The organism is Brevibacterium sp. 239c (genome assembly GCF_900169365.1).
In the GTDB taxonomy this organism is placed as follows: domain Bacteria; phylum Actinomycetota; class Actinomycetes; order Actinomycetales; family Brevibacteriaceae; genus Brevibacterium.
In genome coordinates this window covers 1-22,641 of the sequence record NZ_FXZH01000022.1, presented here as the reverse complement: position 1 = coordinate 22,641, position 22,641 = coordinate 1, and the positions used below count along the sequence as shown (strand labels likewise).

The 22,641-nt window shown below is 63.3% G+C and carries 21 protein-coding genes; 12 read left to right on the top strand and 9 right to left on the bottom strand.

The window, feature by feature from the left end; genetic code table 11:
* Positions 1–63 precede the first annotated feature (63 nt).
* Both BSP239C_RS17100 and BSP239C_RS17095 read left to right on the top strand, forming a co-directional pair.
* Complete coding sequence (locus BSP239C_RS17100; protein ID WP_101574557.1) at positions 64–660, top strand: GNAT family N-acetyltransferase; 597 nt, start codon at positions 64–66, stop codon at positions 658–660.
* Positions 661–734: 74 nt separating this feature from the next.
* Positions 735–2,582, top strand: a complete 1,848-nt coding sequence (locus BSP239C_RS17095) for a hypothetical protein (RefSeq protein ID WP_101574556.1) — start codon at positions 735–737, stop codon at positions 2,580–2,582.
* A gap of 69 nt (positions 2,583–2,651) precedes the next feature.
* Here BSP239C_RS17095 and BSP239C_RS17090 read toward each other — a convergent pair whose 3' ends face one another.
* The 3 genes from BSP239C_RS17090 to BSP239C_RS17080 all read right to left on the bottom strand — a co-directional run bounded on the left by BSP239C_RS17090 (position 2,652) and on the right by BSP239C_RS17080 (position 4,662).
* Positions 2,652–3,164 (bottom strand): putative immunity protein, encoded by a 513-nt coding sequence (locus BSP239C_RS17090; RefSeq protein WP_101574555.1) that lies wholly within the window; start codon positions 3,162–3,164, stop codon positions 2,652–2,654.
* Entirely contained in the window at positions 3,161–3,790 is a 630-nt protein-coding gene (locus BSP239C_RS21405; protein ID WP_101574554.1) for a putative immunity protein, read from the bottom strand. Before BSP239C_RS21405 ends, BSP239C_RS17090 begins: the two co-directional genes overlap by 4 nt.
* An 86-nt stretch (positions 3,791–3,876) precedes the next feature.
* Positions 3,877–4,662, bottom strand: coding sequence for an IclR family transcriptional regulator C-terminal domain-containing protein (locus tag BSP239C_RS17080; protein WP_101574592.1), 786 nt, complete (start codon positions 4,660–4,662; stop codon positions 3,877–3,879).
* A gap of 229 nt (positions 4,663–4,891) precedes the next feature.
* On the opposite strand from BSP239C_RS17080, the gene shiA reads away from it, so the two are divergent.
* Positions 4,892–6,256: a shikimate transporter gene (gene shiA / locus BSP239C_RS17075; RefSeq protein WP_101574553.1), complete on the top strand. Its 1,365-nt coding sequence runs from the start codon at positions 4,892–4,894 to the stop codon at positions 6,254–6,256.
* Positions 6,256–7,266, top strand: coding sequence for a zinc-binding dehydrogenase (locus BSP239C_RS17070; RefSeq protein WP_101574552.1), 1,011 nt, complete (start codon positions 6,256–6,258; stop codon positions 7,264–7,266). Before shiA ends, BSP239C_RS17070 begins: the two co-directional genes overlap by 1 nt.
* Here BSP239C_RS17070 and BSP239C_RS17065 read toward each other — a convergent pair.
* Together BSP239C_RS17065 and BSP239C_RS17060 are read right to left on the bottom strand one after the other, a co-directional pair.
* Positions 7,238–8,695, bottom strand: coding sequence for an NAD-dependent succinate-semialdehyde dehydrogenase (locus BSP239C_RS17065; RefSeq protein WP_101574551.1), 1,458 nt, complete (start codon positions 8,693–8,695; stop codon positions 7,238–7,240). The genes BSP239C_RS17070 and BSP239C_RS17065 overlap by 29 nt on opposite strands.
* Before the next feature lie 125 nt (positions 8,696–8,820).
* Positions 8,821–9,519, bottom strand: a complete 699-nt coding sequence (locus BSP239C_RS17060) for a MerR family transcriptional regulator (RefSeq protein WP_101574550.1) — start codon at positions 9,517–9,519, stop codon at positions 8,821–8,823.
* 123 nt (positions 9,520–9,642) lie between these two features.
* On the opposite strand from BSP239C_RS17060, the gene BSP239C_RS17055 reads away from it, so the two are divergent.
* Positions 9,643–10,149: a DUF2306 domain-containing protein gene (locus tag BSP239C_RS17055; protein WP_101574549.1), complete on the top strand. Its 507-nt coding sequence runs from the start codon at positions 9,643–9,645 to the stop codon at positions 10,147–10,149.
* Here the strand turns inward: BSP239C_RS17055 and BSP239C_RS17050 are convergent.
* A complete protein-coding gene (locus tag BSP239C_RS17050) occupies positions 10,095–10,421 on the bottom strand; it encodes a GNAT family N-acetyltransferase (RefSeq protein ID WP_101574548.1) in 327 nt (108 codons plus the stop codon). The genes BSP239C_RS17055 and BSP239C_RS17050 overlap by 55 nt on opposite strands.
* Before the next feature lie 170 nt (positions 10,422–10,591).
* Here BSP239C_RS17050 and BSP239C_RS17045 point away from each other — a divergent pair, with 170 nt between their 5' ends.
* Entirely contained in the window at positions 10,592–11,179 is a 588-nt protein-coding gene (locus BSP239C_RS17045) for a GNAT family N-acetyltransferase (protein WP_101574547.1), read from the top strand.
* A 121-nt stretch (positions 11,180–11,300) separates the two neighbouring features.
* Here the strand turns inward: BSP239C_RS17045 and BSP239C_RS17040 are convergent, their stop codons facing one another.
* The 3 genes from BSP239C_RS17040 to BSP239C_RS17030 all read right to left on the bottom strand — a co-directional run bounded on the left by BSP239C_RS17040 (position 11,301) and on the right by BSP239C_RS17030 (position 15,407).
* Positions 11,301–12,719: an SLC13 family permease gene (locus tag BSP239C_RS17040; protein ID WP_101574546.1), complete on the bottom strand. Its 1,419-nt coding sequence runs from the start codon at positions 12,717–12,719 to the stop codon at positions 11,301–11,303.
* Positions 12,720–12,867: 148 nt separating this feature from the next.
* Positions 12,868–14,166 (bottom strand): FAD-binding oxidoreductase, encoded by a 1,299-nt coding sequence (locus BSP239C_RS17035; protein WP_101574591.1) that lies wholly within the window; start codon positions 14,164–14,166, stop codon positions 12,868–12,870.
* Between the two features lie 152 nt (positions 14,167–14,318).
* Entirely contained in the window at positions 14,319–15,407 is a 1,089-nt protein-coding gene (locus BSP239C_RS17030) for a YeiH family protein (RefSeq protein ID WP_101574545.1), read from the bottom strand.
* Between the two features lie 86 nt (positions 15,408–15,493).
* Between BSP239C_RS17030 and BSP239C_RS17025 the strand changes: the two genes are divergently transcribed.
* The 6 genes from BSP239C_RS17025 (at position 15,494) to BSP239C_RS17000 (ending at position 22,325) form a co-directional block, all read left to right on the top strand.
* Positions 15,494–16,411, top strand: coding sequence for a LysR substrate-binding domain-containing protein (locus BSP239C_RS17025; protein ID WP_101574544.1), 918 nt, complete (start codon positions 15,494–15,496; stop codon positions 16,409–16,411).
* Positions 16,412–16,514: 103 nt separating this feature from the next.
* Positions 16,515–17,672, top strand: a complete 1,158-nt coding sequence (locus BSP239C_RS17020; protein ID WP_101574543.1) for a PLP-dependent aspartate aminotransferase family protein — start codon at positions 16,515–16,517, stop codon at positions 17,670–17,672.
* A complete protein-coding gene (locus tag BSP239C_RS17015; RefSeq protein WP_101574542.1) occupies positions 17,672–18,241 on the top strand; it encodes a GNAT family N-acetyltransferase in 570 nt (189 codons plus the stop codon). The genes BSP239C_RS17020 and BSP239C_RS17015 overlap by 1 nt, the downstream gene beginning before the upstream one ends.
* A 181-nt stretch (positions 18,242–18,422) precedes the next feature.
* Complete coding sequence (locus BSP239C_RS17010; protein ID WP_219618920.1) at positions 18,423–19,421, top strand: cytochrome c oxidase assembly protein; 999 nt, start codon at positions 18,423–18,425, stop codon at positions 19,419–19,421.
* A gap of 247 nt (positions 19,422–19,668) precedes the next feature.
* Positions 19,669–20,427: an enoyl-CoA hydratase gene (locus tag BSP239C_RS17005; RefSeq protein WP_101574541.1), complete on the top strand. Its 759-nt coding sequence runs from the start codon at positions 19,669–19,671 to the stop codon at positions 20,425–20,427.
* Between the two features lie 266 nt (positions 20,428–20,693).
* Positions 20,694–22,325, top strand: a complete 1,632-nt coding sequence (locus BSP239C_RS17000; protein WP_101574540.1) for a long-chain-fatty-acid--CoA ligase — start codon at positions 20,694–20,696, stop codon at positions 22,323–22,325.
* Positions 22,326–22,641 lie beyond the last annotated feature (316 nt).

Below are 22,641 nucleotides of genomic sequence, written 5' to 3'. Positions count from 1 at the left end.
GCCGTTGGCATCACCGCACCAGATGACATTCCTGATTGAGCACTCGAGAGCGGAGGCCGCCCTTTGTGGCCAGTCATACTGACTGATCAGCAGTCCGACATCGTGCTGCGTCCGCTGCACCGGCACGACGAGAGCCAGTGGCGAGAGGTGCGTCGGTACAACCAGGATTGGCTCCGCCCCTGGGACGCGACGTTGCCGATTCCCGGCCAGCAGCTCCCGGGCTTTCGGGCCATGGTCCGCATGTATGACAAGCAGGCAAAGCGGGGGCAGTCGGTGCCGCTGGCGATCGAGGTCGGCGGTGAATTCCGAGGTCAGCTCACCGTTTCGAGCATCAGCTGGGGGTCCATCCTCAGCGGACAGATCGGCTATTGGATCGATTCGCGAGTCGCCGGCCGCGGCATCACTCCCATCGCTGTCGCCATGGCCGCCGACCACTGCCTCTTCGCGCTGGGGCTGCACCGCATCGAGATCAACATCCGGCCCGAGAACACTGCCAGCCTGCGGGTGGTCGAGAAGCTGGGTCTGCGGGATGAGGGGCTGCGCGAGAAGTACATGCACATCGACGGCAGATGGTGTGACCATCGCACTTTCGCCCTGGTCGCAGAGGAGGTTCCTCAGGGAATCCTCGCCGCCTACCGTCACAGCCTGAGAAAGATGTGAACTTAGCACCTGTTTGACCGACACACCACAGCCCTTCACGTCGTTGCTGATCCGGGCGCTCTAGGGTTGCAGTTGTGGACACCAGCATCATCGTCGTTATCGCCATCATCGTGGTCTTCGTCGTTGTTGTGCCCACAATGATCCGCAAATCAGCGACGGAGCTCTCCCGCGTCGAGATCGACACAGTCCCGGCAGAGGCACAGGTCATCGCCGCTGACCCTCAGATACCGGGCCACGATCACTCCGAACGGGCGAGAGTCTTCCACTCCTCAGCCACCATCGAACCGACCGTCCCGCGCCCCGACGTCGCCCCGATGGCCAGCGCCCCGACGCTCAGCCTCTCAGCGCGGACACCGGAGTTCGCCGTCATCGACGGGCACGCCGACACGAGTTCGACCACGGACACGAAATCCACCATCGCCGAGGCGGATGAGCAGCACCAGCGCAGCTCCCTTCCCGTGGCCGTTGGTGAATCCCACTCCACTTATCTCGACAGCCTCAGTCACAGTGCACATGAGGCAGCCACCTCGGCGAGGACCGACAACATTCGGCTGGTGCACCCGGCGGTCCAGGCCGTGTTCAACCAGTCGCAGTCAGGCTCGAACGGCCAGGGTTCGAACGGCCAGGGCTCGTCGAACGGCCGAGGTTCGGCAAGCACCAGCCACCTCGGTGAGCATTCCGGGACGATTCCGATCCGGCCGGGACAGGCTCAGCCGCGATCGCGGCACAGCCGATCCGGTGAAGCCATCACCGCAGACACAGCAGAGACAAACAGACGAGGTACACAGATTCCCAATCCGACTTTCGGAGCCGATGAGGACCATTCGATGACTGAGAAAGCAACGACACTGCACGAGTCGATGAAATCACTGGGCGCGATGACGCGAGGATTCGCACTGGTATTCCTCGCCTCTGCCTTGGGCGTATTTGTAACAGGCGTGCTCGCGATGTTCTCGGTCGTCCATATCGCTCTGACCGGAGTGTTCCTCGGACTCGCGATCGTCTCCCTGGCCATCGTGCGCACACTCAACCTGCGCAAACGCGAGATCAAGGCTCGTCTCCGTGATCTCGACGCTCGGGCTGCGAAGGGTGCGAACACTGCATCGAAGACCACGACTGCAAAGACCACGAGCACCGCACCGACACCCGCCGCTTCGACGGCCACGGGTGCGAAGACTGCGGCTGCGAAGACAAGCGAGACACGGTCGGCAGGATCGACGAAGGCAGCCCGGGCGCGTGCCGTCATGCAGCGCAACGTGAGCGCAAAGCACATCAAGGAAGAAGCTGACACCGGCGAGATTCCGCTCGTGCGCATCCGCAACGAAGCTGCAGAGGGACACACCACTCGCCAGGTGCTGCTCACCGGACCGATCCCCATCGTTGAAGAAGCGGCGTCCGAGGACTCGCAATCACACGCTGCAGCCACGGACTCGGCTGAGACAGATCGCGTGGAGAATGACACCGCGGCCGAATCGACTCCGGGTGTGGACTCGGCCGCAGAAGTCGAGACGGCACCACAGACCGAGGCTGAGGCCGAGAATGTCGCTGCACCGGAAGAAGACGTCGTGGCGACCGCGTCGACTGTCGACACCGTCAAGGTCAATGATCCGTTCATGCAGCGACTGCAGGCACGTGGTGCCTGGTCACCGACGCCACTGCCGGTGCCCAGCTATGTAGATGCCCCACAGGTCGAGCACCCGGTCTCTGAGTCGAAGGCGGCCGATGCCTCGTCTTATGAGACCCAGGCTCGCAGCCGTGAAGACATCGCGGCTCAGTTCGCCGCTGAACTCGGCTACCGCCCCGAACTCAGCGACTCCGCCCGTGACGACAGCCCGCTGGAACACGGTCGTAATGCGATTCGAACCAACAAAGCACCCGAGATGGGCGCCATCGACGACGTTCTGGCCCGCCGCCGCGCCTGACGTTTCAAGCTTTCAAGCTTCAAACCTCAATGCGTCAAGCCTTCAGGACCGCGTCGCCGGCGATTCGGTTCAGTCGGTGCCGAAGACGAACCAGCAGATAGAGTCGCGTCGTCGCTGATCTAACAGGACCAGCTGGCGGACCTGGTCGGGCAGCTGGGATCTCTGCCAGTCGCGCTCAGTGCGTGTGGCCGCAGCGTCCTCGGGGTGTGCACTGCGGGCGGCTTTGATGGCGTAGGCCGCTGCACCAAGATCGTGTTCGGCCACGTGAGCGACGCAGGCAGCCTGCCCGGCCGCATGGGCCGCGAATCGAGCTGCGCCCCGCAACGGACGGGCCGCACCCATGGCGTGGCCCCCGGCGGCACGCGCCTGCATCATCGGCATGGTCCCTTCCGCCCAGGCACGTGCGGCAGTCACAGCATCACGTACTCGCATGTCCTCGGGAGCCTGGACTTCGAAGAGGTGCAGGACGTGCTCAGCACAGTCTGCCGCCCATAGCGCCAGCAGTCGGTGATCGTCATCGCGCAGCGTGCCACCGCGCCGAATCGTCACCATCGACTGGTCGCGAACCTCAGGTAGAATCATCGCTGCTCGGTTGCCGCAGTCGGACCATTGCGAAGCCGTGCATCGAGTTCGTATATGGAGCGGTTGATTGGATTGGTGCGGTCATTGTTCAGGCTCGACTTCTCGGTGGTCCGGCTCGACGTGGCGCTGATCCGCGGATAGCGTCGAAGAACATCTCTGAGTTGCGAAGTGGCATACGACGCGAAGCGTTCAAGGAGGGGACTCAAGTCTACGTCCCTATCTGGGCTGTCCGTGAGTTCGATGACGCGAACGGCATGCGCGGGAGCGCGCAGAATATGTTTGACCTGTACCGGATCGGCCAGGGGATGCAGATACGCTGATGCAGCCGCATCTCCGGCCGCCATCGCAGCATGGAACGCAATCTCAGATGCCGCTTCTCGTCCGGCGCGATGGGCGGCCGGAGCACTCACCCGCTGGGCTCGTGATCGTGGCGCTCCATGAACGAAGGCGAGTGCAGCTGTGAGGGCCTGACGGGGCCTACCGTCTTCGGGACATCGCATTTCGAAATGAGGGAGAACCACCTCGGCAGCAGCGGAGGTGAACGCCACAACCGATCTCAGGTCCTCCGCGCTCAGCTCGAAGTTCGGCTTCCGCGGTTGACCTTTTCGTTCGCCTTCGCTGCTCACATCTCAGAGTGTAACTTCGATTGTGCGCATACGCGGATCGGTTCGATCGGGGTGCAGATCGTCCGACCGGGCTCAGGCGGGTTGGGTCAGTCGGAGCGACCACCGAAGTCCTCCGCAATCGATGCTGCAACGTGCTGCAATCGGGGGACAAGGTCGTCTTCGACAGAGAGTCCGCGCAGATGAGACGTATGCAGAGAGACGTTGAGCGCGGCAAGGGTGTTGTCACCTCGGCGAATCGGCACCGCCAGGCCGCGGAGCCCGTCATCGAGTTCCTGAGACACCAGGCACCAGCCCTGCTGGCGGATACGGTTCAGCTCATGACCGAGCTCGACGGCCGATGACACGGTGTGATCAGTGAACGGTGAGATCTGAACTCGGCTGAGGAACTGCTCCTGGAAGGTCTCCGGCAGCTCGGCGATGAGCATCCGCCCCATGGACGTGGCCCAAGCGGGGAGCCGGTTTCCCAAGTTGACGGTGACCGCGTGGAGTCGAGGCGCGGCGGCCCGAGCGATGTAGACGATGTCGTCGGCGTCGAGGATGCTCAGGGTCGCGGATTCGTCGAGGTCCAGAGCCAGGGCGTTGAGATGAGGTTGGGCGACCTTCGGCAGATCGAGGCCTGCGAGGAAGCCTGCTCCGAAGTCGAGGACCCGTGGGGTGAGTGCGAACTGCGTGCCGACCGCACTCAGATACCCCAGGTCGACGAGGGTGAGGAGGAATCGCCTGGCAGCGGCTCTGGTCAGGTTCGTGGCCTCAGCCACCTGTGTCACGGAGAGCTGCGGGTTTTCGCCGTTGAAGGCGAGAAGGACGGCGAGGGTCTTCTCGGCAGATTTAACGTAGTGCGCACTCTTCTGGGGCCCGTCGTCGGGACTCATCTCTGACTTCACCTCTCCAGGGTAGCGGTCACCGTCGCTCAGGCCGTCAGATCAAGTGCGGCAGTCGGTCCACGTAGCGTCCTACCTCGCCAGCACATTTCTGATGTGCGCACTGCGCACGTCTGTACGAAAGGTGCACATGATGATAATGTGATCTGCGACCCAACGGGCCGGTGCTATGTCGTGGAAGGCGCGTCAGCACTGCCGCCACCATTCGAAGGAGAATGCCATGTCCACTGGACAGCCCCAGATGACAGCGAGCCCCGAGGCCATGAAACGCGCCCGGCGGGCGGCCGCAGGGTCGTTCGTCGGAGCAGTGGTTGAGTGGTACGACTTCCTTCTCTACGGAATCGTTGCCGCTTTGGTCTTCGGCGAGCTCTTCTTCCCCGGCTACAGCGCCCATGCAGGCACCTTGGCCGCTTTCGCCACATTCGGTGTCGGCTTCATCTTCCGTCCTCTTGGCGGAATCATCTTCGGGCACTTCGGTGACCGACTCGGCCGCAAGGCGATGCTCATCTGGACCATGACGATCATGGGCGTCGCCACCGCCGTCATCGGTATCCTTCCCACCTATGAAACGATCGGCTGGTTGGCGCCGGCTCTGCTCGTGCTGCTTCGCTGCATCCAGGGAGTCGCCGTCGGCGGTGAATGGGGCGGAGCCGCGCTCATGGCCGTCGAAAGCGCACCCTCGAAGCTGAAGGCATTCTTCTCCAGCGGCGTCCAGATCGGATACTCCGTGGGACTGTTGCTGGCCACCGGGCTCGTGGCCCTGCTGAGCGGAAACTTCTCACAGGAAGCCTTCCTGGCCTGGGGCTGGCGGATCCCCTTCATCTTCAGCGCCGTCCTCGTTCTCGTCGGGCTCTGGATTCGCTCCGGTGTCGAAGAATCCGAGGAGTACCTCGAGCGGGTCAAGCATGCCAAAGAGGACAAGGTGGCGAAGCTGCCGATCCTCGAGGCCTTCAAGCGCTACCCGGCTCAGATCTTCCAGATCGTCGGCCTGCGATTCATCGAGCTGCTGACGATGTACATCGTGACGACCTTCGCCCTGGCCTATTCCACGGACGAGCTCGGATTTGACCGCCAGATCATGCTCAACATCACTCTCCTCGTCGGCGGACTCGGCATCATCACGATCCCTCTGTTCGCCTACCTCTCCGACCGTTACGGGCGACTGCGTGTCTACCTCACAGGCGGAATCGTCGGACTCGTGAGTGCGGTCCCATTCTTCTTCGCACTTGAGAGCGGCAACATCGTCGCCATCGTCATCTTCGCCGTGCTGCTGATCAACATCGCCCACGACGCCGTCGTGAGCGTGCAGCAGCCGCTGTTCGCCGAGATGTTCAGCCCCGAATTCCGCTACAGCGGAGCCGGAGTCGGATACCAGCTGGCCAGTGCGATCGCCGGTGGCTTCACCCCCTTCATCGCCACCTTCCTCGTCGGTGTCGGCGGAGGCTCCTGGTATCTCGTCGCCGCTTACCTGGCAGGCGGGTGCCTCATCTCGATTGCCATCGCGATGTACCTCGTCCACCAGTGGCGTGTGGAGCGCAACGTTGAACGCGCGATGACGAGCACCACGATGGCGGCTCAGCTCTGATGCGCTCGGCGGAGATCACGGCACCCGGCCGCGTCGAAATCGTCGACCGTCGCGAGCCGCAGGGGCCGGTCGGCAGCGGCGATCTCCGAATCCGCATGCTCGCCGTCGGAATCTGCGGGACGGATCAGAGCCTGGCCGCTGGCCTGCGCATGCCTCCCGAACTTCCGTGGCGCCTGGGCCACGAGGGCATCGGTGAAGTCACCGAGGTGGGCTCCGGTGCTCCCGGAGTCGCCGTAGGCGACCGAGTGGCCCTCGAACCGAACATCACCTGCGGCCGGTGCGAATACTGCGCTCGCGGCATGACCTCCGCCTGCACCTCCAGGCTGAGCGCCGGAGTCCTCACTCAGCCTGGATTCCTCGCCGAGGTGGTCGACCATCCCAGCGACTTCTGCCATCTACTTGAGCCGGACATGGCACTCGAACGTGCGGTGTGCGTCGAGCCTCTGACCGTTGCCGCTTCGGCGATTCGACGCACGGACCTCCAAGGGAGGGAGACGGTGCTCGTGCTCGGGGCCGGCGCCCAGGGGCTGCTGTCGATCTGCACTCTCGTTGCGCAGGGTTATCGCCCGTACGTCAGCGAACCCAGCGATGAACGTCGGTCGTTGGCGGTCGAACTCGGTGCGCAGATCTTCGTTCCCGGGGACAGCCCCGCGGCCGAGGTCGTCATCGACGCGGCCGGGGTGCCAGAGGCTCTCGGTGCAGTCGTTGACCAATTGGCCCCGTTCGCAGCGGTCACTCTGGTGGGGGAGGACCACCATCACCTCGGCGCCTCCAGCTTCACCATCGTGCAGAAGCAGCTACGCATCAAGGGGTCATTTATCTATGAACATCCGCGGGACATCGCTGCGGCAGTGAACCTGCTCGAGGAGATGCCCGCGGAGGCGATCATGGGTCCGGCGATGGCACTCGAGGAGGTCCCTGCGGTGTTCGCCGCAGGGACGCAGCAACGCTCGGGTGTCAAGCAGTGGGTCGACATGCGCCTCAGGCGCGGGGCAGAGCCACGTACTTGACCTCGAGGAACTCCTCGATGCCCACGCTTCCGCCTTCGCGGCCGAGTCCGGACTTCTTCACACCGCCGAAGGGTGCTGCGGGGTTGGAGACCAGGCCGGTGTTGAGGCCGACCATTCCGACCTGCATCTTGTCGGCCAGGTTCAGTGCACGCTCGACGTTCTCGCTGAACAGGTAGCCGGCCAGACCGAATTCGGTCTCATTGGCCAAGGCGATGCCCTCGTCGTCGGTGTCGAAGGTGACGATGGGGGCGACAGGTCCGAAGATCTCGGTGGTCCGGATCTCGGAGTCAAGCGGCACATCGGTCATGACGGTCGGATTGTAGAAGAAGCCCTTGCCTTCGATCGTCGACCCGCCGGTGAGGATCTTCGCACCCTTGGACACGGCGTCATCGACGAGGGCAGCGACCTTGTCCAGGGAGTCCTGATCGACCAGCGGCCCCACCTCTGTGCCCTCATCTAGACCGTTGCCGACCTTCATCGAGCCGATGCGCTCGGTCAGCTTCGCCGAGAACTCCTCAGCAACGGAGGAGTGGACGAACAGGCGGTTCGCAGAGGTGCAGGCCTCACCGCCGTTGCGCATCTTCGCCTGGACTGCGCCGGTGACGGCCTTGTCGATGTCGGCGTCATCGCAGACGACGAATGGGGCGTTGCCCCCGAGTTCCATCGAAGTCTTCATGACATTGTCTGCGGCTTGTTTGAGCAGTCCCACGCCAACCTCGGTGGATCCGGTGAAGGTGACCTTGCGGGCAATCCCGGACTCCATCCACGGGGTGACCACGCGGCGAGCGGATTCGGAGGTGACGACGTTGAGGACGCCAGCGGGCAGACCAGCCTCGATGAGCACGTCGACGAGCATCAGAGAGGTCAGCGGGGTCAGCTTCGCTGGCTTGAAGACCATTGTGCAGCCGGCGGCGATGGCCGGGCCGATCTTGCGGGTGCCCATGGCCAGTGGGAAGTTCCACGGGGTGATGAGGATGCAGGGCCCGACCGGCTCGCGGGAGACCATGACGCGGGTCTTGCCATCGGTGGACTGCGTGTATTCGCCGCCGACGCGCACGGCTTCCTCTGAGAACCAGCGGAAGAATTCGGCCCCATAGGTGACCTCTCCCTTTGACTCGGCGAAGGGTTTGCCCATTTCGGCGGTCATGACTGCTGCAATGTCATCGGAGCGTTCGATGAGCAGTTCGAAGGCCCGGCGGAGGATCTCGGCGCGTTCACGTGGCGGGGTGGCAGCCCATGATTCCTGGGTGTCACCGGCGACCTTGATGGCTTCCTCGGCATCGGCTGCAGACCCGTCGGCGACCGTGGTGATGAAGTCACCAGTTGCGGGGTTCATGACGTCAACCGTCTTTCCACCCTCGGCATCGCGCCACTGGCCATTGATGAATAGTCCGGTGTTGAGCTTGTCGATGATCGGCGTGATGTCCACGACTGATCCTTCCTTGGTTGTCGATAAGGCATAACTGCAGGTGGCCGATAGGCACGAAAGCGAGCAGTAGTGAACAGTGTAGTGGCGATATTCGATGCATGTAATACGAATTTCGTTGTCTGAAGCTAGATGGACTGCGAGCTTCGAGGCATTGCCGATAGAGAAGCATGGACGAGAGCACTCGTCGCGACGAGTAGTCGGTTGTGCAAGGTGATGCCCCGAACCACCTCGATACAGATCTGGTCCCTGCTCAGGTCATCAGTGATCGGGGTGGTGTTCCTGCTGGCGACCTCGGTCAGAGCCTGGATGTGGCGCATGATTGTGTCTCGTCCGACGGGATAGCCTGAGGTGCTCAACTCCTCGAGCACGCCTGCCATCGATGCCACTGCGGTTGGTGAGATGTCCGGCCAGCCCAGTTCCTGCAGAACGTCACGGATATCGTTCTCGATAGGTTTCGGTGCCGGTGCCGGTTCCGCTGCTGCCGTTGCCGTTGCAGGTTCAGGCTCGGAATGCGAGGATGAGCCGGCTGCGGACTTCAGGACATTGCTCGCCTCCAGTGCAAGTCTCTGGCAGAAGCCCATCAGCTCGATGTTCTCCAGAGACTCGTCATCGATGGCCCGAGTCAGTGCGGCGATGGAGTCAATCGGCGAGCCGAGTTGTCGTCGCAGCCAGGTGATGAGCCCGAGGCGGTCGAGGTGAGCCTGGGAGTAATCCGCCGTGGTCGCATTGCGTTTGTGGCCAGGGCGCAGGATTCCGACGTGGATGTAGTACTTGATGCTGGCGGTCGAGACTCCGGATTCCTGGGCCAAGGCGCTGAGCTTCATTCGGGTCTCCAATCGGCTGAGATGGCAGTGCGGATGGCAACGTGAATAGCAGCTGACTTGGATAGCATTTCCTGTTCTGCTATCTTCGTTGCCGCAATTAGTTAGTGGAACTATCTTAGGTCTATGACAACGATGTTCATAGCAATCCACGCTCTGGCTGCCTCTGGTGTAGTGCTCCTGGCCCCGGTTCAGATCATCCGGCGGACCAAGGACCGCAGGCACAGGTGGATCGGGCGGTCATGGGTCATCCTCATGTATCTCGTGTGCGTGAGCGGCATGTTCATCTACACCCTCAGCGGTAGCTTCACGGTCTTCCATGCGCTCGCGATCTTCACCTTCGGCACCACAACTGTCGGAGTCATTGCAATCCGGCGTGGAAACATCCGCAGACACATCGGGATGATGGTCGGATCATGGCTCGGCGCGCTGACGGCGGGCACCTTCGCCGCGATCATTCCGGGCAGGGAAATACCGCAGCTGGCGATTGTCGATCCGACTCTGCTGTGGGGCGCCGTTGCGGCAATCGTCATCGCCGCCACGGTCTGGGTCGGCTACGTTCTCAAATTCGTGCCGACTCAGGCACGCAACTCGTCGAACTCCGGATTCTTGCGGAAGAATTCCATGACATAAGAACACGTGGTGCGGAACTTCAGGTCCGCCTCGGCGCTGGTCTCGAGGGCGAAACGCACCAGGTGAGCGGCAAGGCCGCGACCACCAAAGGCGGGGGACACCTCGGTGTGGGTGAACGTGCGCACGGTGGACTCTGAGGTGTCGTCCGGGCTGGCCTCGCGGTCGACGTAGTCGACGTGACCGATGCGCTTGCCGTCATGGCTCACTGTGAAGCGAGAAGCCGCTGAGTCCTGGGCGAAGGTGTAGGTCTCGTCCGAGATCTCGAGGTCCATGAACGCTCCTTAGAGGCGAAGGTGTCGGTCGGTTCCAGGCCGACACGTAGCTGAGTCAATTCTGCTACATGAAACTATAGTTGTGTTCGCCGCCTAGCGACTAACCTGTTGAGCAACCCGTTCTTTCGGCCGTTCCTGTCGACGGTCAGACATCCTCAAGGAGCCGACCCATGTCCTCGTACGCACCCGCCACCATGGTCGATGCTCACATGCTGATCCTGCACGAATCAGGTTTCGAGGTCAGCGAACTCGGCCTCGACGACATCGACGACTATGTTGAGCTCGTCGCTTCCGCCTACCGGGGTGAGCCCTCGAAGCGGGGGTGGACGACGGAGGCGGATCTGCTCAGCGGTCAGCGGCTCGATGCCGACATGGCCCGCGAGATGCTCGCAGAGACCGATTCGTCGATGATATTGGTCCGGTCCGCCGAAGGGCATGCTGTCGGCAGCGTCTACCTGCGCGAACCCGTCGACGGGATCGCCTACCTCGGTGTGCTGGCGGTCTCTCCGCTCGGGCAGAGCCAGGGTGTGGGCTCGGCACTGATGAACCTCGCCGAGGCGTGGGCGGTCGAACGCTGGAACGCTCACTCGCTGAAAATGAGCGTCATCAACAAGCGCGCCGAACTCATCGCCTACTATGAGCGCCGCGGCTACGAGCGCACGGGAGAGATCGAGCCCTTCCCCTACGGCGACGATCGATTCGGTGTGCCCCTGGTCGATGACCTCGAGTTCGTCGTACTGGTCAAACCGCTGGATTGAGTTCCGGCAGCGGGTCGAACCGAATGAAGTGACACAGACACACATGGTGCCCAGCGATTTTCGCTGGGCACCATGTGCGTCTTGGAGGCGGGCGTCCCAATGGGTCCGGACGCCAGATGCCTCAGAAGAACATGGCAGGGATGACGAGACCGCCGACGAGCACGATGGGCCCGATGATGACCATCGACATGCCGAACTTCACGAGGATGCGCGTCAGCCGCGCCTTATGATCCTGTGGAGCCGTGGCCACGACCGTGGCACCCAGCGTCGAGAACGGCGAGACGTCGACGACGGCCGAGCACACGCCCAGCGCCGCAATCAGTGCCCAGCCGGGTACTCCGCCAGCGGCGATGAGGGGCAGCGCGAGAGGCACGAGCGCGGCGAGGATGCCGGTCGTGGACGCGAACGCGGACACCAGTCCGCCGACCACGCAGAGAACGAAGGCAGCGATGAGTGGCGATCCGATCGCCTCGGCGCCCTCACCCAGGAGATCGACGGCGCCCATGTTCTGCAGCACTCCGACGAAGGTGATGATGCCGCCCACGAGCAGGACGGTCGACCAGTCGATCTTGGGCAGCGCGGCCTTGCCGGTCTTAGGATCGGCGAGCGAAAGAATCGCACCGAACAGAAAGCACAGCAGGCCGATGTCGGGTTCCTTGCCGTATGCTGCCAGAGCGACGACCGAGCCGATGAGTCCGACCATGAGGACCACGGTGAGCATCTGCACGAATGTGAAGGGGCCCGACTCGGCGCTCGCGGAGGTGCTTGAAGAGTCGAAGAGTGCTTCGTCCTCTTCATCCTCACCGAAGGCCACCTTGGTCGCCGAGGCCGATCCACGGGAGATCGTGGAACCGGCACCTTCGCCGGTGGTTCCGAACCCGTTTGTCTCGCTGACGTAGGACCCGGAGTGCGCGGTACCAGCCGCGGCCATGGCGGACTTGCGTCCGAAGAGTGTGCGACCGTACATGAAGTAGGCGACGACGAGCATGACGAGATAGACGACGACGGCGATGCCGAAGAGCAGGAACGGCGACAGGTCGATTCCCGCATCATGGGCAGTGCTGTACGTGACGATGCCGTAGAGGCTGGTCGGAGCGAACCCGCCGGCGCCGATGGCGAAGCAGATCGCCAAGCCCATCAGCGCATAGTCGACCCCGTACTTGCGGGCCACCTGCATGCCCACCGGCATCATCACGAGACCGGCAAGAGGCGCCCCCATGGAGGCAATGCCGGCTGTGATGATGAAGAAGACGATGGGGAGGAGGACGGCAGAGGACCCGACCTTCTCCAGCGCCCAGTCGATGATCTTGTCGACGGTCCCGTTCTCCTGCGCGATGGCGAAGAAGTAGGTGACCCCGGCCAGCAGGATCATGATCGAGAGCGGGAACTCCGCGATGATGTCATCGACATTCATATCTGCCAGGAACAGACCGGTGCCGGCTGCGCCGACGAGCATGAGTATGCCGATCTGCACACCGCGGATCGCGCCGATTGCGAACAGGGCGATGAAGATCAACAATGCAATGATTTGAAGGAGCATGATTTCCCCATTTAGGCTGGAATTTCGCTGAACGAAACTGGATGGCTCGCTGAGTGACATTACCAGTTCGGCAAGGACAGTAGCGGTAATCGCAGCCCGAATGGTCGGTAATTCCCAAATAACGGCACGTGAGTGTGCCCCGCTGAGATCAGCCCATGACGTTTCCGCTGGTTCCTGCCGGAGACCGCAGCCGCGAGAAGGTTCCCAGGTTCAGCTCCCCGCCCGTGTATCGGAGTGAGATCTGGAGGGGATCACGGTCGTGGTCATGACCGTGCTCGACGGCGTCGATGAGTTCCGCCATGAGCTCGCCGACCATCGGCGCATTCTTGAATTGGTTGCCGCTGGTGCCGACCGCCTGATAGAAGCCATCCGCTACGGAGCGATCGTAGATGGGGGTCCAGTCGGCGGAAGCATCGTAGACGCCGACGACTCCTCGGGCCCGGTTCGGGATCGTGATGTCATTGAAGCGTTTGGCCGCTCGCAGCGCCTGGGTCTCGAATAGTTCGGAGCGAACGCTCATCGATACGGTGTCAGGGTCCTCGACCCATTCCAGCTCATCGCATTCGGGTTCTGTGCCTCCGATGAGCAGCTGGCCGCCCACCTCGGCGCGCATATAGGTGCCGATGCCGGCATCGAGCACGGCCGGAATGGGAGAGCCATCGGCGCGGATGACGGTCGATTCCGCCGGAAGGGTATGGACCTCTTGGCGCAGGGGAGTCAGCGAGATTCCGTGGTCGGAGCCGACCCCGGCGAGCTCGTTGAGTCGGGCTGACCAGGGTCCGGCCGCGTTGATCACGACGTCGGCATCGAGGACTCGGCCATCGGCGAGGTTGATCGACCAGGTGGAATCGGCGTGGTGGAGGCCGATGACCTCGGTGTTGTAGAGGAACCGGGCGCCATGTCGTTTGGCGGCGCGGGCGAAGTTCTCCGTGGCCAGGACCGGGTCAGAGATATACCCGCCGTCGGGTGTGTACAGTGCTGTGGCGGGCTCGACACTGTCGTCGAGGAAGGCTGGATCTTCCGGGCGCGTCGGTGGAAAGTGGTTCGAGGGGTCGACACCGGGCAGCTCCCGGGCAAGATCGGCTGCGTCCCACTCGGCATAGGGGATCTCGAGGGCCTCGAAGTCTGTGCGGACTGTGGCCGGGATCAGCCCGGGTATGTCGAAGACGGCCATGCCGGTGCGCATGAAGTCCGCGACCGGTTCCGATTCCGGTGCCTGAACATGGTCCCGCAGGTTCTCCCACAGGTGCTTGGACTCCCAGGCCAGGGCGATGGAGTCCCGCAGGGAATAGGTGAAGCGAACGATCGCACTGGTCGCCCCCGTCGAACCCTGCGCCGGTCCCGCCTTCTTGTCGACGACGGTGACGAAGTATCCACGTTTGGCCAAGGAAAACGCGATGGACGCTCCCATCACGCCGCTGCCGACGACTATCGCGTTCGCACTCATTGCCGCATCCTTCTCGACTGGATCATGGTTCGACTTCGCCATCATCGTAGCCAGGACGGGCAGCCTGCAGAAGGTGCTTCCAGCATGTGTGCGCTCAGGAGCTCAGATCAGGACCAAGGTGAGAGCCTCAGACCAGTACCGCGCTCATTACCTCAGGTCAGGAGGACGGCGCCGCCGAGGCTGATCACCGCGACGATGAGAGTCGTCACCGCGGCTAGGCCGATCGGACCTGCGCCGAGGTTGCGCAGTGAACGCCACTGGACTCCGCGCCCCAGGGCGAACATCGCCATGGCCAGGCACACGGTCTGGATCCAGCCCAGGCCGGAGACCGCAACGTCAGGCAGCAGGCCGAAGGTGCGCAGGCCCGCCATGAGGAGGAATCCGAGAACGAAGAGGGGAATGATGGGCGGGCGCTTCGCCGCAGGTGCAGCGGGCAGGCCACCCGAAGGCGACTGGGCATCCGAGGATGACTCAGCGTCCGACGAGGACTGCGAGGCCACCTCGGCGGGGGAAGTCACCAGAGCCCGCTCCCGGCTCTCGTTGCGGCGCATCACCAAGCTGAACACGGCGACGGTCGGGGCGAGCATGATGACGCGGGAGAGCTTGACGAGGACGGCGACTTGCAGAGCCGCGGGGCCGATGATGCCGCCGATTGCGACGACCTGCGCGACCTCGTGGGTGGACGCCCCGCCCCACATGCCGGCGGTGTCCTGGGCCAGACCGAAGGCGGCGCTCAGCGAGGGGATCACAGCGATCATCAGGGTGCCGAAGAGGACCACGAGACCGATCGCCGCGGCCACGTCCTCCTTCTTCGCCTTCAGCGTCGACTCGACCCCGGCGACCGCGGCGGCCCCGCAGATGCCGAACCCGCAGCCGATGAGCAGCGCAAGACTCGAATCGACGCGGAACGGACGTGCCAGCAGCAGTCCGGAGATGATGCCGACGGCGACGACGACCGCGGCGAGCACGAGGACCAGCCAGCCGAGGTCAAGGATGTCGCCGAGGACGACCTGTGCGCCGAGGGCGACGATGCCCAGACGCAGGAGGGGCTTGGCCGCGAAGGCGAGGCCGGGTTGGAAGGTCTGCGGCAGTTCGGGGAGGACGTTGCCGACGATGATCCCCAGGACGATGGCGACGAGGAGCGGGGAGAGAATGGGGGCCACCATTGAGATGGGCCACGCGATCGCGGTGGCGACTGCGGCGACTCCCAAGCCTGGGAGGAGGCTGACAATGCGTTTCATAAGTTCAGTCTGTCAAGCACTCAGAGGTTTCGGTAGCCGGCATTGTTCGACCGACCCATATGGCGCTGATATGGCAGTATTGGGGCATGCAGGATCTCAGCAGAATGCAGGACTGGCCCGAGCTCCCGGCGCTGGGGCTGCTGGTGACTCTGAGCGCGAGCGCCCAGTCCATTGGACAGGCCGCCGAGGCGATGGGCCTTGCGCAGCCGAATGCCTCACGCAGCCTGCGCCACCTGGAAAGAGATCTCAAGGTGCCGCTGCTCGTGCGCTCGCCGCAGGGCACCCAGCTCACCGCCGAAGGTCATGCCGTGGCCCAATGGGCCTCGAAGGTCATCGATGCCTATGCCGATCTCAACGCCGGCACCCGCGCCATCCAGGATGCGCGGGCTGGCACTGTTCGGGTCTCCGCCTCGCTGACCGTGGCCGAATACCTTCTGCCCCGCTATCTGACGACGTTCACTTCCTCCCATCCCGATATCGACGTGGGACTGGCGGTCGAGAACTCGGCCGCGGTCATCGCTGCCGTCCGTGAGCAGCGTTGCGACCTCGGCCTCATCGAGTCTGTGTCCCTGCCCAAGGATTTCCCCGCCGAGGTGGTCGGCCATGACCGTCTTATGATCGCCGCCGCACCCGCCTTCGCCGATGCGTGGACGGCCCCGATCGCCGCTGAGGCGTTGGCCGAGGTTCCGCTGCTGGTCAGAGAGGTCGGTTCGGGAACACGGGAGGTCCTTGACTCCGCATTGGCTCGCTTCGGTGGGGCACGTGTGGTGGGCGAGTACGGGTCGAACTCGGCGCTGAAGATCGCAGCTGCCACCGGTGTCGCACCCGTTGTGCTCTCCGAGCTGGCTCTGCGCGATGACTTCCGGGCCCGACGCCTGGTGCCGCTGCCGGTGCAGTCCGGGGTCGCCCTCGACCGTGAACTGCACGCGGTGTGGTCGCCTAGGCGCCGACTCTCAACAGGAGCCAGGGCACTGCTGGAGCACATGGTGCGTGTACGCGGCTGAGGCATCAGTGGTGCGACTGAGGCCTCCGAATGACCGCTGAGGCGTCAGTCACACCACTGAGACGTCAGTGCGGCGTGGTCGGCATGCGACATATATTGGGACGATGACCTCTCCAGATTCGTCCCACGCACCAGAGACCGTCCTCGTCGAGGCGGGTCGTCCTCAACGCTCGACCGGGTCGTCGGTGAACCCTCCCATCGAACTGTCCTCGACCTTCGTCGGCAGCCGTGAGATCGATCAGTCCGCCTATGTCTACGGTCGGTTCTCGACCCCGGCGTGGACTCCGTTCGAGGAGGCATTAGCTGAACTCGAACATGCTGCGTTGCCCGGACTGGTCTTCGGCTCGGGGCTGGCCGCGATCGCCGCTGCCCTCAGCCTGGTCCCGCGCGAGGGCACTCTGATCATGCCCCGGCACTGCTACCAGGGGTCGCTGGAGTCCGCGGGCGAAGTCGCCGAGCGCAGCGGATTCACGCTCGTCACCGTCGACATCGCCGACACCGCGGCCGTCGTGACGGCACTCGACGAGGTTGCTGCCGCCTCGGCGGTGCTGTGGATCGAATCTCCGACCAACCCGATGCTCGAAGTCGCAGACACACCCGCACTCATCTCCGCTGCGCGCGAGCGCGGCATCCTGACCATCGTGGACAACACCTTTTCGACCCCGCTGCTGCAGACGCCGCTCGATCTGGGTGCGGACGTCGTCGTCCACTCGGTCACCAAATACCTCGCCGGACACTCGGATGTCGTCCTCGGTGCAGCGCTGACGAGCAACGAAGAGCTGCACCAGCGACTTCATCGCGAACGCTCACTGCGTGGGGCAATCGCCGGGCCCTTCGAGGTCTGGTTGGCGCTGCGTGGTCTGCGGACCTTGTCGGTGCGCATGGAGCGCGCCCAGGCCAATGCCGCGGTGATCGCGAAGCGTCTGAGCTCGCACCCCAGCGTCGTCGAAACCCGCTACCCGGGTTTGCCCGAGGACCCCGGGCATGAGCGTGCGGCGGCACAGATGTCGGGATTCGGTGCGATCGTTGCCTTCTGCACCCAGACGCCGGAACAGGCCACAGCCGTCGCCGAGGCGGTCCGGGTGTGGACTCCTGCCACGTCCCTGGGCGGAGTGGAGTCCCTCATCGAACGTCGTCGGCGCAATGCCTCGGAGCCGGAATCGGTTCCCGATGGGCTGCTGCGTCTGAGCGTGGGCATCGAGCACGTCGATGATCTGTGGAGCGACCTCGACGCGGCCCTGCGCACGGCTCACAGCGCTTGATGGCTGCTCCCTTCGTTCTCGACCGTCCAGGACTTCAGGACCTGGATGAGGTCTTCGAAATCCACAGCGACCCCCGTGTCTGGACGCATTTTCCCAGCGGCCGGATGGTCAGGCGGGCGGAAGCCGAGGCGTATCTGTTAGCTTGCATCGCTGATTGGGAGATCGACGGGCTCGGTGCGTGGATTGTGCGCGAATCGGAGGATGGCCCGGTGCTGGGGACCTGCGGCTGCGGCGTGAGGCGCAGACCAATGGCCGATGAGTGGGATCCCGATCGGATCGAAGCCTATTGGAACCTCGGCTACCGCTTCCGCCCCGAAGTTCAGGGCCGCGGCTACGCCAGCGAGGTCTCACGCCTGGCCGTTGCTCGGGCCCAGGAGCTCAAGCCGGAACTGCCGGTCATCGCCTACCTGCTCGAACATAATGCGGCCTCACGGAGAGTCGCGGAGAAGGTGGGTCTGACCTTGCGGCATCGAGCACCTGATGCCGGTAACCCCGATCCGCGGGCGATGCGACTGGTCTTCGCCGACCGGGCTCTGACGGGGAGTCAGCTGGCGGCCGCGCTGATCTGAGCACGCCACTGGGCTGACTGGACTGCCTGGACGGGCCGTGCACCTGAACGGGCCGCTGGGTCCGGGCAAGCGCCTCGGCGAGGGTGGAGATCTCCGGGTGACGAAGCGGCACAACCAGCGTACGGTGGGCCTCGAGCCAATTTTCTACGGTACGTAGAATTTGATCGAGGAGAGGGCGCGCATGCATGAGCACCAGATGAGCGGGACGATGTGGCATCCGACGCTCCCGCCGACGCTGTCACGGGTCATCGAATGGCACCCGCAGCCGATCCCCATCATCGTCATCCTCGCGACGCTCGGCCTGCTGGCGTATCTCATCTGTGTTTGGCTGCTCCATCGGCGAGGAGTGCCCTGGCCGATCTCGCGAACCATCTGGTGGACCTTGGGTATCGCCACCGTGATCCTCGTCGATGGCACAGCATTGAATGGCTATGGCATGGCGCTGTTCAGCATGCACATGATTCAGCACATGATTCTGTCGATGCTCAGTCCCATCCTGTTGGTCCTGGGTGCGCCGATCACACTGATGCTGCGTGTCCTGCCGGCCGGATCGGGTCGATGGAATGCGCGTCGAGTGATCCTCGCAATCGTCCACAGTCCTCCTCTGCGCGTGCTGACCAACCCGGTCGTGACAACCGTGTTGTTCCTGATGAGCTTGTACGGTCTGTATTTCACCCCCGTCTTCGACTGGTTGATGTCGACGATGTGGGGACACAACCTGATGTTCATCCACTTCGTGGCCATCGGGATGCTCTACTTCTGGAACATCTTCGGCATCGATCCCTCACCGCGAACGAGCAGTAAGCGCCAGGTTCGCATCGATCCCACCGTCGTGCAGGTCTTCGAGATTGTGGCCACCATCCCGTTCCACGCATTCTTCGGGATTGTCGTGATGATGTCGACGACATTGCTCACGAGCTTCTACAGAATGCCGATGTGGGGCATCGATCCGTTGAAGGACCAGTTCCTCGGAGGCGGCATCGCGTGGGCGTTCACGGAGATTCCGACGTTGATCATGCTCGGCGTGCTGGTGTTCAAGTGGCAGAGATCTGATGCGCGACTCAGTCGTCGTCTCGACCGCCAAGCTGCCAGGGACGGTGACGCCCAGCTGCGGAATTACAACGCCTATTTGGCTTCGCTGTCTGAGGCAGACCAGCACAGCCGGCACCGCAGAGTGTGACCACCATGAACTGGCAGGACCACAGGGGCCCGGGGTGCAACGTGGCCTGTGGCACGGCGTGAGACTCGTGGTGCGGTGACCGCGAGCGCAGGGTGGCCCGTGGCACGGCGGCAAGTGCGCTGCTTGACGGGAAAGCGCGCCTGCTCGCTTCCAAGAGTACTTCCGAGCGGTGTGACCCAGATCAACTTAACGTACGTTAAAGTTGGATGAAAGATCAGACATCCAACGCCAACATAGAGGAGTCGCTTTGACCTCGAGTGTTCTCACCGACCTGAACGATGGGGTCGTCACTGTCACGATCAATCGCCCCGAAAGTCTCAACGCGCTGACCGAGGAGGCTATGGAGGGCATCGGGGACGCCGTCGCTGCGGCAGCCACCACAGCCCGTGTGCTCATCATCACCGGCAATGACCGGTCCTTCAGTTCAGGTGCCGATCTGCAGGGGTCTGTGCAGGGCGGAGGGCTCGGCCTCGACCGGGCCAACTCCATCATCCGATCGATCATCGATCTGCCGATACCGACCATCGCCGCGGTCTCCGGTCCCGCAGCCGGCATCGGCTGTTCCCTGGCTCTGGCCTGCGACTACACCGTGATGAGCGAAGAGTCGTACCTGATGTTGGCCTTCACTAAGATCGGGCTCATGCCCGATGGAGGGGCGACGGCACTCGTCGCAGCCTCGGCGGGTCGGCATCGAGCCATGAAGATGGCGCTGACGGCACAGAAGGTCTGGGCCAAGGAAGCACTCGATTGGGGCCTGTCCAGCGAGGTCACGCTCGCGGGCGAGCACCTGAGCCGGGCACAGGAGATCGCAGCACAATGGGCTCAGGGCGCACCCCTCGCTTTCGCCGCTTCGAAGGGAGCCATCAACGCGGCGACGCTGACTGAACTCGACGATGCATTCGACCAGGAGCTCACGGGTCAGACAGCGTTGCGGGCCAGTAATGACTTTGCCGAAGGGGTCGCGGCCTTCATCGAAAAGCGCGGACCGAACTTCACCGGCGAATAGCCGGACTGTCGCATCGGACGGGCCCGACTCGGCGAACAGGGCGGGCCCGCACCTCGGCGTCCGTTAGTTTCTAATTGGTAACGTTGCGGTGCAAATTGTGAACCGCATCACCTGCCGGGATATTCTGACGATGAAAACGACCCAGGCGTCAACGTGTTCCGACTGCACACCATGACGCGAACCGTGCAGCCTCGACAACTGCGCAAGCTCTGGGTCCCACCACGATCGCGACACCCCAGTACGACCACCATGATCAAAGGAGTCTCATGCTTACAGGCATTCCATCCACACTCGGAGACAGCTACCAGCTCAACACCACCACCCTGATCCGGCATGCCGCGACCTTCTTCGGCGAATCAGAGGTCGTCTACCGTCGGTCTGACGGGTCCTGGGGTCGCTCGAACTACGCCGACGAATACAAGCGGATGGCTCAGCTCGCCCATGGTCTGGGCGAGCTTGGTGTGGGCGCAGGCTCCATGGTCGGCGTCATCGACTGGAACTCTCGCCGCCACCTCGAGCTGTACTTCTCGGTCCCCGGCGTGGCCGCAACCATGCTCCAGCTCAACCTGCGTCTGGCTCCCGAGGACCTCGCCTACGTGGTCAGCCACTCGAAGTCCGACTGGATCTTCGTCGACGAGTCACTCCTCCACGTTGCCGAGTCGCTCGCACCGAAGCTCGACGTCAAGGGGTGGGTCATCATGACCGACAAGCCCGCCTCGGAGATCGAGACTTCCTTAGAGAACGTCGTCTTCTACGAAGATCTCATCGCCGACAAGCCGGAGACCTATGAATGGCCTGTTGTCGACGAGAAGACAGCGGCCTATGCCGGCTACACGACCGGAACTACAGGTCGACCCAAGGGTGTCTACTATTCCCACCGCTCGATCTACCTGCACACGATGGGCGGACTGGCCGCACTCAATGCGACCTTCGACGATTGCGTCATGCCTATCACCCCGATGTTCCACGTGCTCTCCTGGGGCTTCCCGCAGAACGCGGTGGCTGCTGGCGCAAAGCTCGTCCTGCCAGGCAAATTCGCCGTCGAAGAGTTCGGCGCCATCGGCCAGGCCTTCATTGAAGAGAAGGTGACGCTGGCCAACGGCGCTCCCGCGATCTTCACGCCGATGCTGGCGATGATGAAGAATATGCCGACCCCGCCCGACCTCAGCGGCGTCCGCCTGGTCTCGGGATCCTCCGAGCCGCCGCTGTCGATGATGCGCGGTTTCAAGGAGATCACCGGCGCCGAGGTGATCCACGGATACGGTGCCACCGAAACCACTCCGCTGGCGACCACGAACTGGCGCATCAAGTCCGGCATGAATCTCAGTGATGAGGAGAAATGGGACCTCAAACGCTACCAGGGCCTGCCGATCATCGGCGTCGATCTCAAGATCGTCGACCCGACCGGTGAGGAGATGCCTCGCGATGGGAAGTCCGTAGGCGAGATCGTCATGCGCGGTCCCTGGATCACGGAGTCCTACTTCCAGCTGCCCGACAACGCGGACCGGTTCATCGACGGCTGGTGGCGTTCGGGTGACGTCGGTGTCATCGATGCCTACGGCTACCTCAAGATCACCGACCGCCTCAAGGACGTCATCAAGTCCGGCGGCGAGTGGATCTCCTCGATCGATATGGAGAACGCGATCCTCGACAGCCCCAACGTCAAGGAAGCAGCCGTCATCGGAGTCCCTGATGAGAAGTGGGATGAGCGGCCGATTGCCTATGTCGTTGCCAATGACGGCGCCGAGGTGACCCGCGAGTCCATCATCGAAACTCTCAGTGAGCGCTTCGCCAAGTGGCAGATGCCAGATGAGGTCAACGTCGTCGAGGAGATGCCGCGCACCTCGGTGGGGAAGCTCGACAAGAAGCTGCTCCGCAAGAACTGGGAAGAGAAGTAGGCCCAGCAGCCTAGTCTGGTCTGCGCAGGTCTGCGCACAGTGGGCCTGGGCAGGCCGCGGCCGGCTGAGCCGCCTGGCCCGGGCCGGCTCGCGGAGGTCGTGGCCGGCTCTCCCCTGTAGCTCAGGTGCTGTGCTGCTCCCCTTCCTCGAAACGCGGGTGCTCAACTGAAACTCGGTTGAGCACCCTCTGTGATGCTCCTATAGATGTCAAGCGGCTTGAAGAAGGAAGTCCCGGTACTGCGCTGCGAACTCGTCATCACGAGCTTCAGCGCGTTCGATACGTGAAACCTTTACCTGACCGACGCTGAAATGCTCG

Coding starts and splice junctions, on each gene's coding strand:
- BSP239C_RS17090 (WP_101574555.1), bottom strand. CDS start 3,164: ATGATTCTACCTGAGGTTCGCGACCAGTCGATGGTGACGATTCGGCGC.
- BSP239C_RS17080 (WP_101574592.1), bottom strand. CDS start 4,662: ATGAGTCCCGACGACGGGCCCCAGAAGAGTGCGCACTACGTTAAATCT.
- shiA (WP_101574553.1), top strand. CDS start 4,892: ATGTCCACTGGACAGCCCCAGATGACAGCGAGCCCCGAGGCCATGAAA.
- BSP239C_RS17070 (WP_101574552.1), top strand. CDS start 6,256: ATGCGCTCGGCGGAGATCACGGCACCCGGCCGCGTCGAAATCGTCGAC.
- BSP239C_RS17060 (WP_101574550.1), bottom strand. CDS start 9,519: ATGAAGCTCAGCGCCTTGGCCCAGGAATCCGGAGTCTCGACCGCCAGC.
- BSP239C_RS17055 (WP_101574549.1), top strand. CDS start 9,643: ATGACAACGATGTTCATAGCAATCCACGCTCTGGCTGCCTCTGGTGTA.
- BSP239C_RS17050 (WP_101574548.1), bottom strand. CDS start 10,421: ATGGACCTCGAGATCTCGGACGAGACCTACACCTTCGCCCAGGACTCA.
- BSP239C_RS17045 (WP_101574547.1), top strand. CDS start 10,592: ATGTCCTCGTACGCACCCGCCACCATGGTCGATGCTCACATGCTGATC.
- BSP239C_RS17040 (WP_101574546.1), bottom strand. CDS start 12,719: ATGCTCCTTCAAATCATTGCATTGTTGATCTTCATCGCCCTGTTCGCA.
- BSP239C_RS17035 (WP_101574591.1), bottom strand. CDS start 14,166: ATGAGTGCGAACGCGATAGTCGTCGGCAGCGGCGTGATGGGAGCGTCC.
- BSP239C_RS17030 (WP_101574545.1), bottom strand. CDS start 15,407: ATGAAACGCATTGTCAGCCTCCTCCCAGGCTTGGGAGTCGCCGCAGTC.
- BSP239C_RS17025 (WP_101574544.1), top strand. CDS start 15,494: ATGCAGGATCTCAGCAGAATGCAGGACTGGCCCGAGCTCCCGGCGCTG.
- BSP239C_RS17020 (WP_101574543.1), top strand. CDS start 16,515: ATGACCTCTCCAGATTCGTCCCACGCACCAGAGACCGTCCTCGTCGAG.
- BSP239C_RS17015 (WP_101574542.1), top strand. CDS start 17,672: ATGGCTGCTCCCTTCGTTCTCGACCGTCCAGGACTTCAGGACCTGGAT.
- BSP239C_RS17010 (WP_219618920.1), top strand. CDS start 18,423: ATGCATGAGCACCAGATGAGCGGGACGATGTGGCATCCGACGCTCCCG.
- BSP239C_RS17000 (WP_101574540.1), top strand. CDS start 20,694: ATGCTTACAGGCATTCCATCCACACTCGGAGACAGCTACCAGCTCAAC.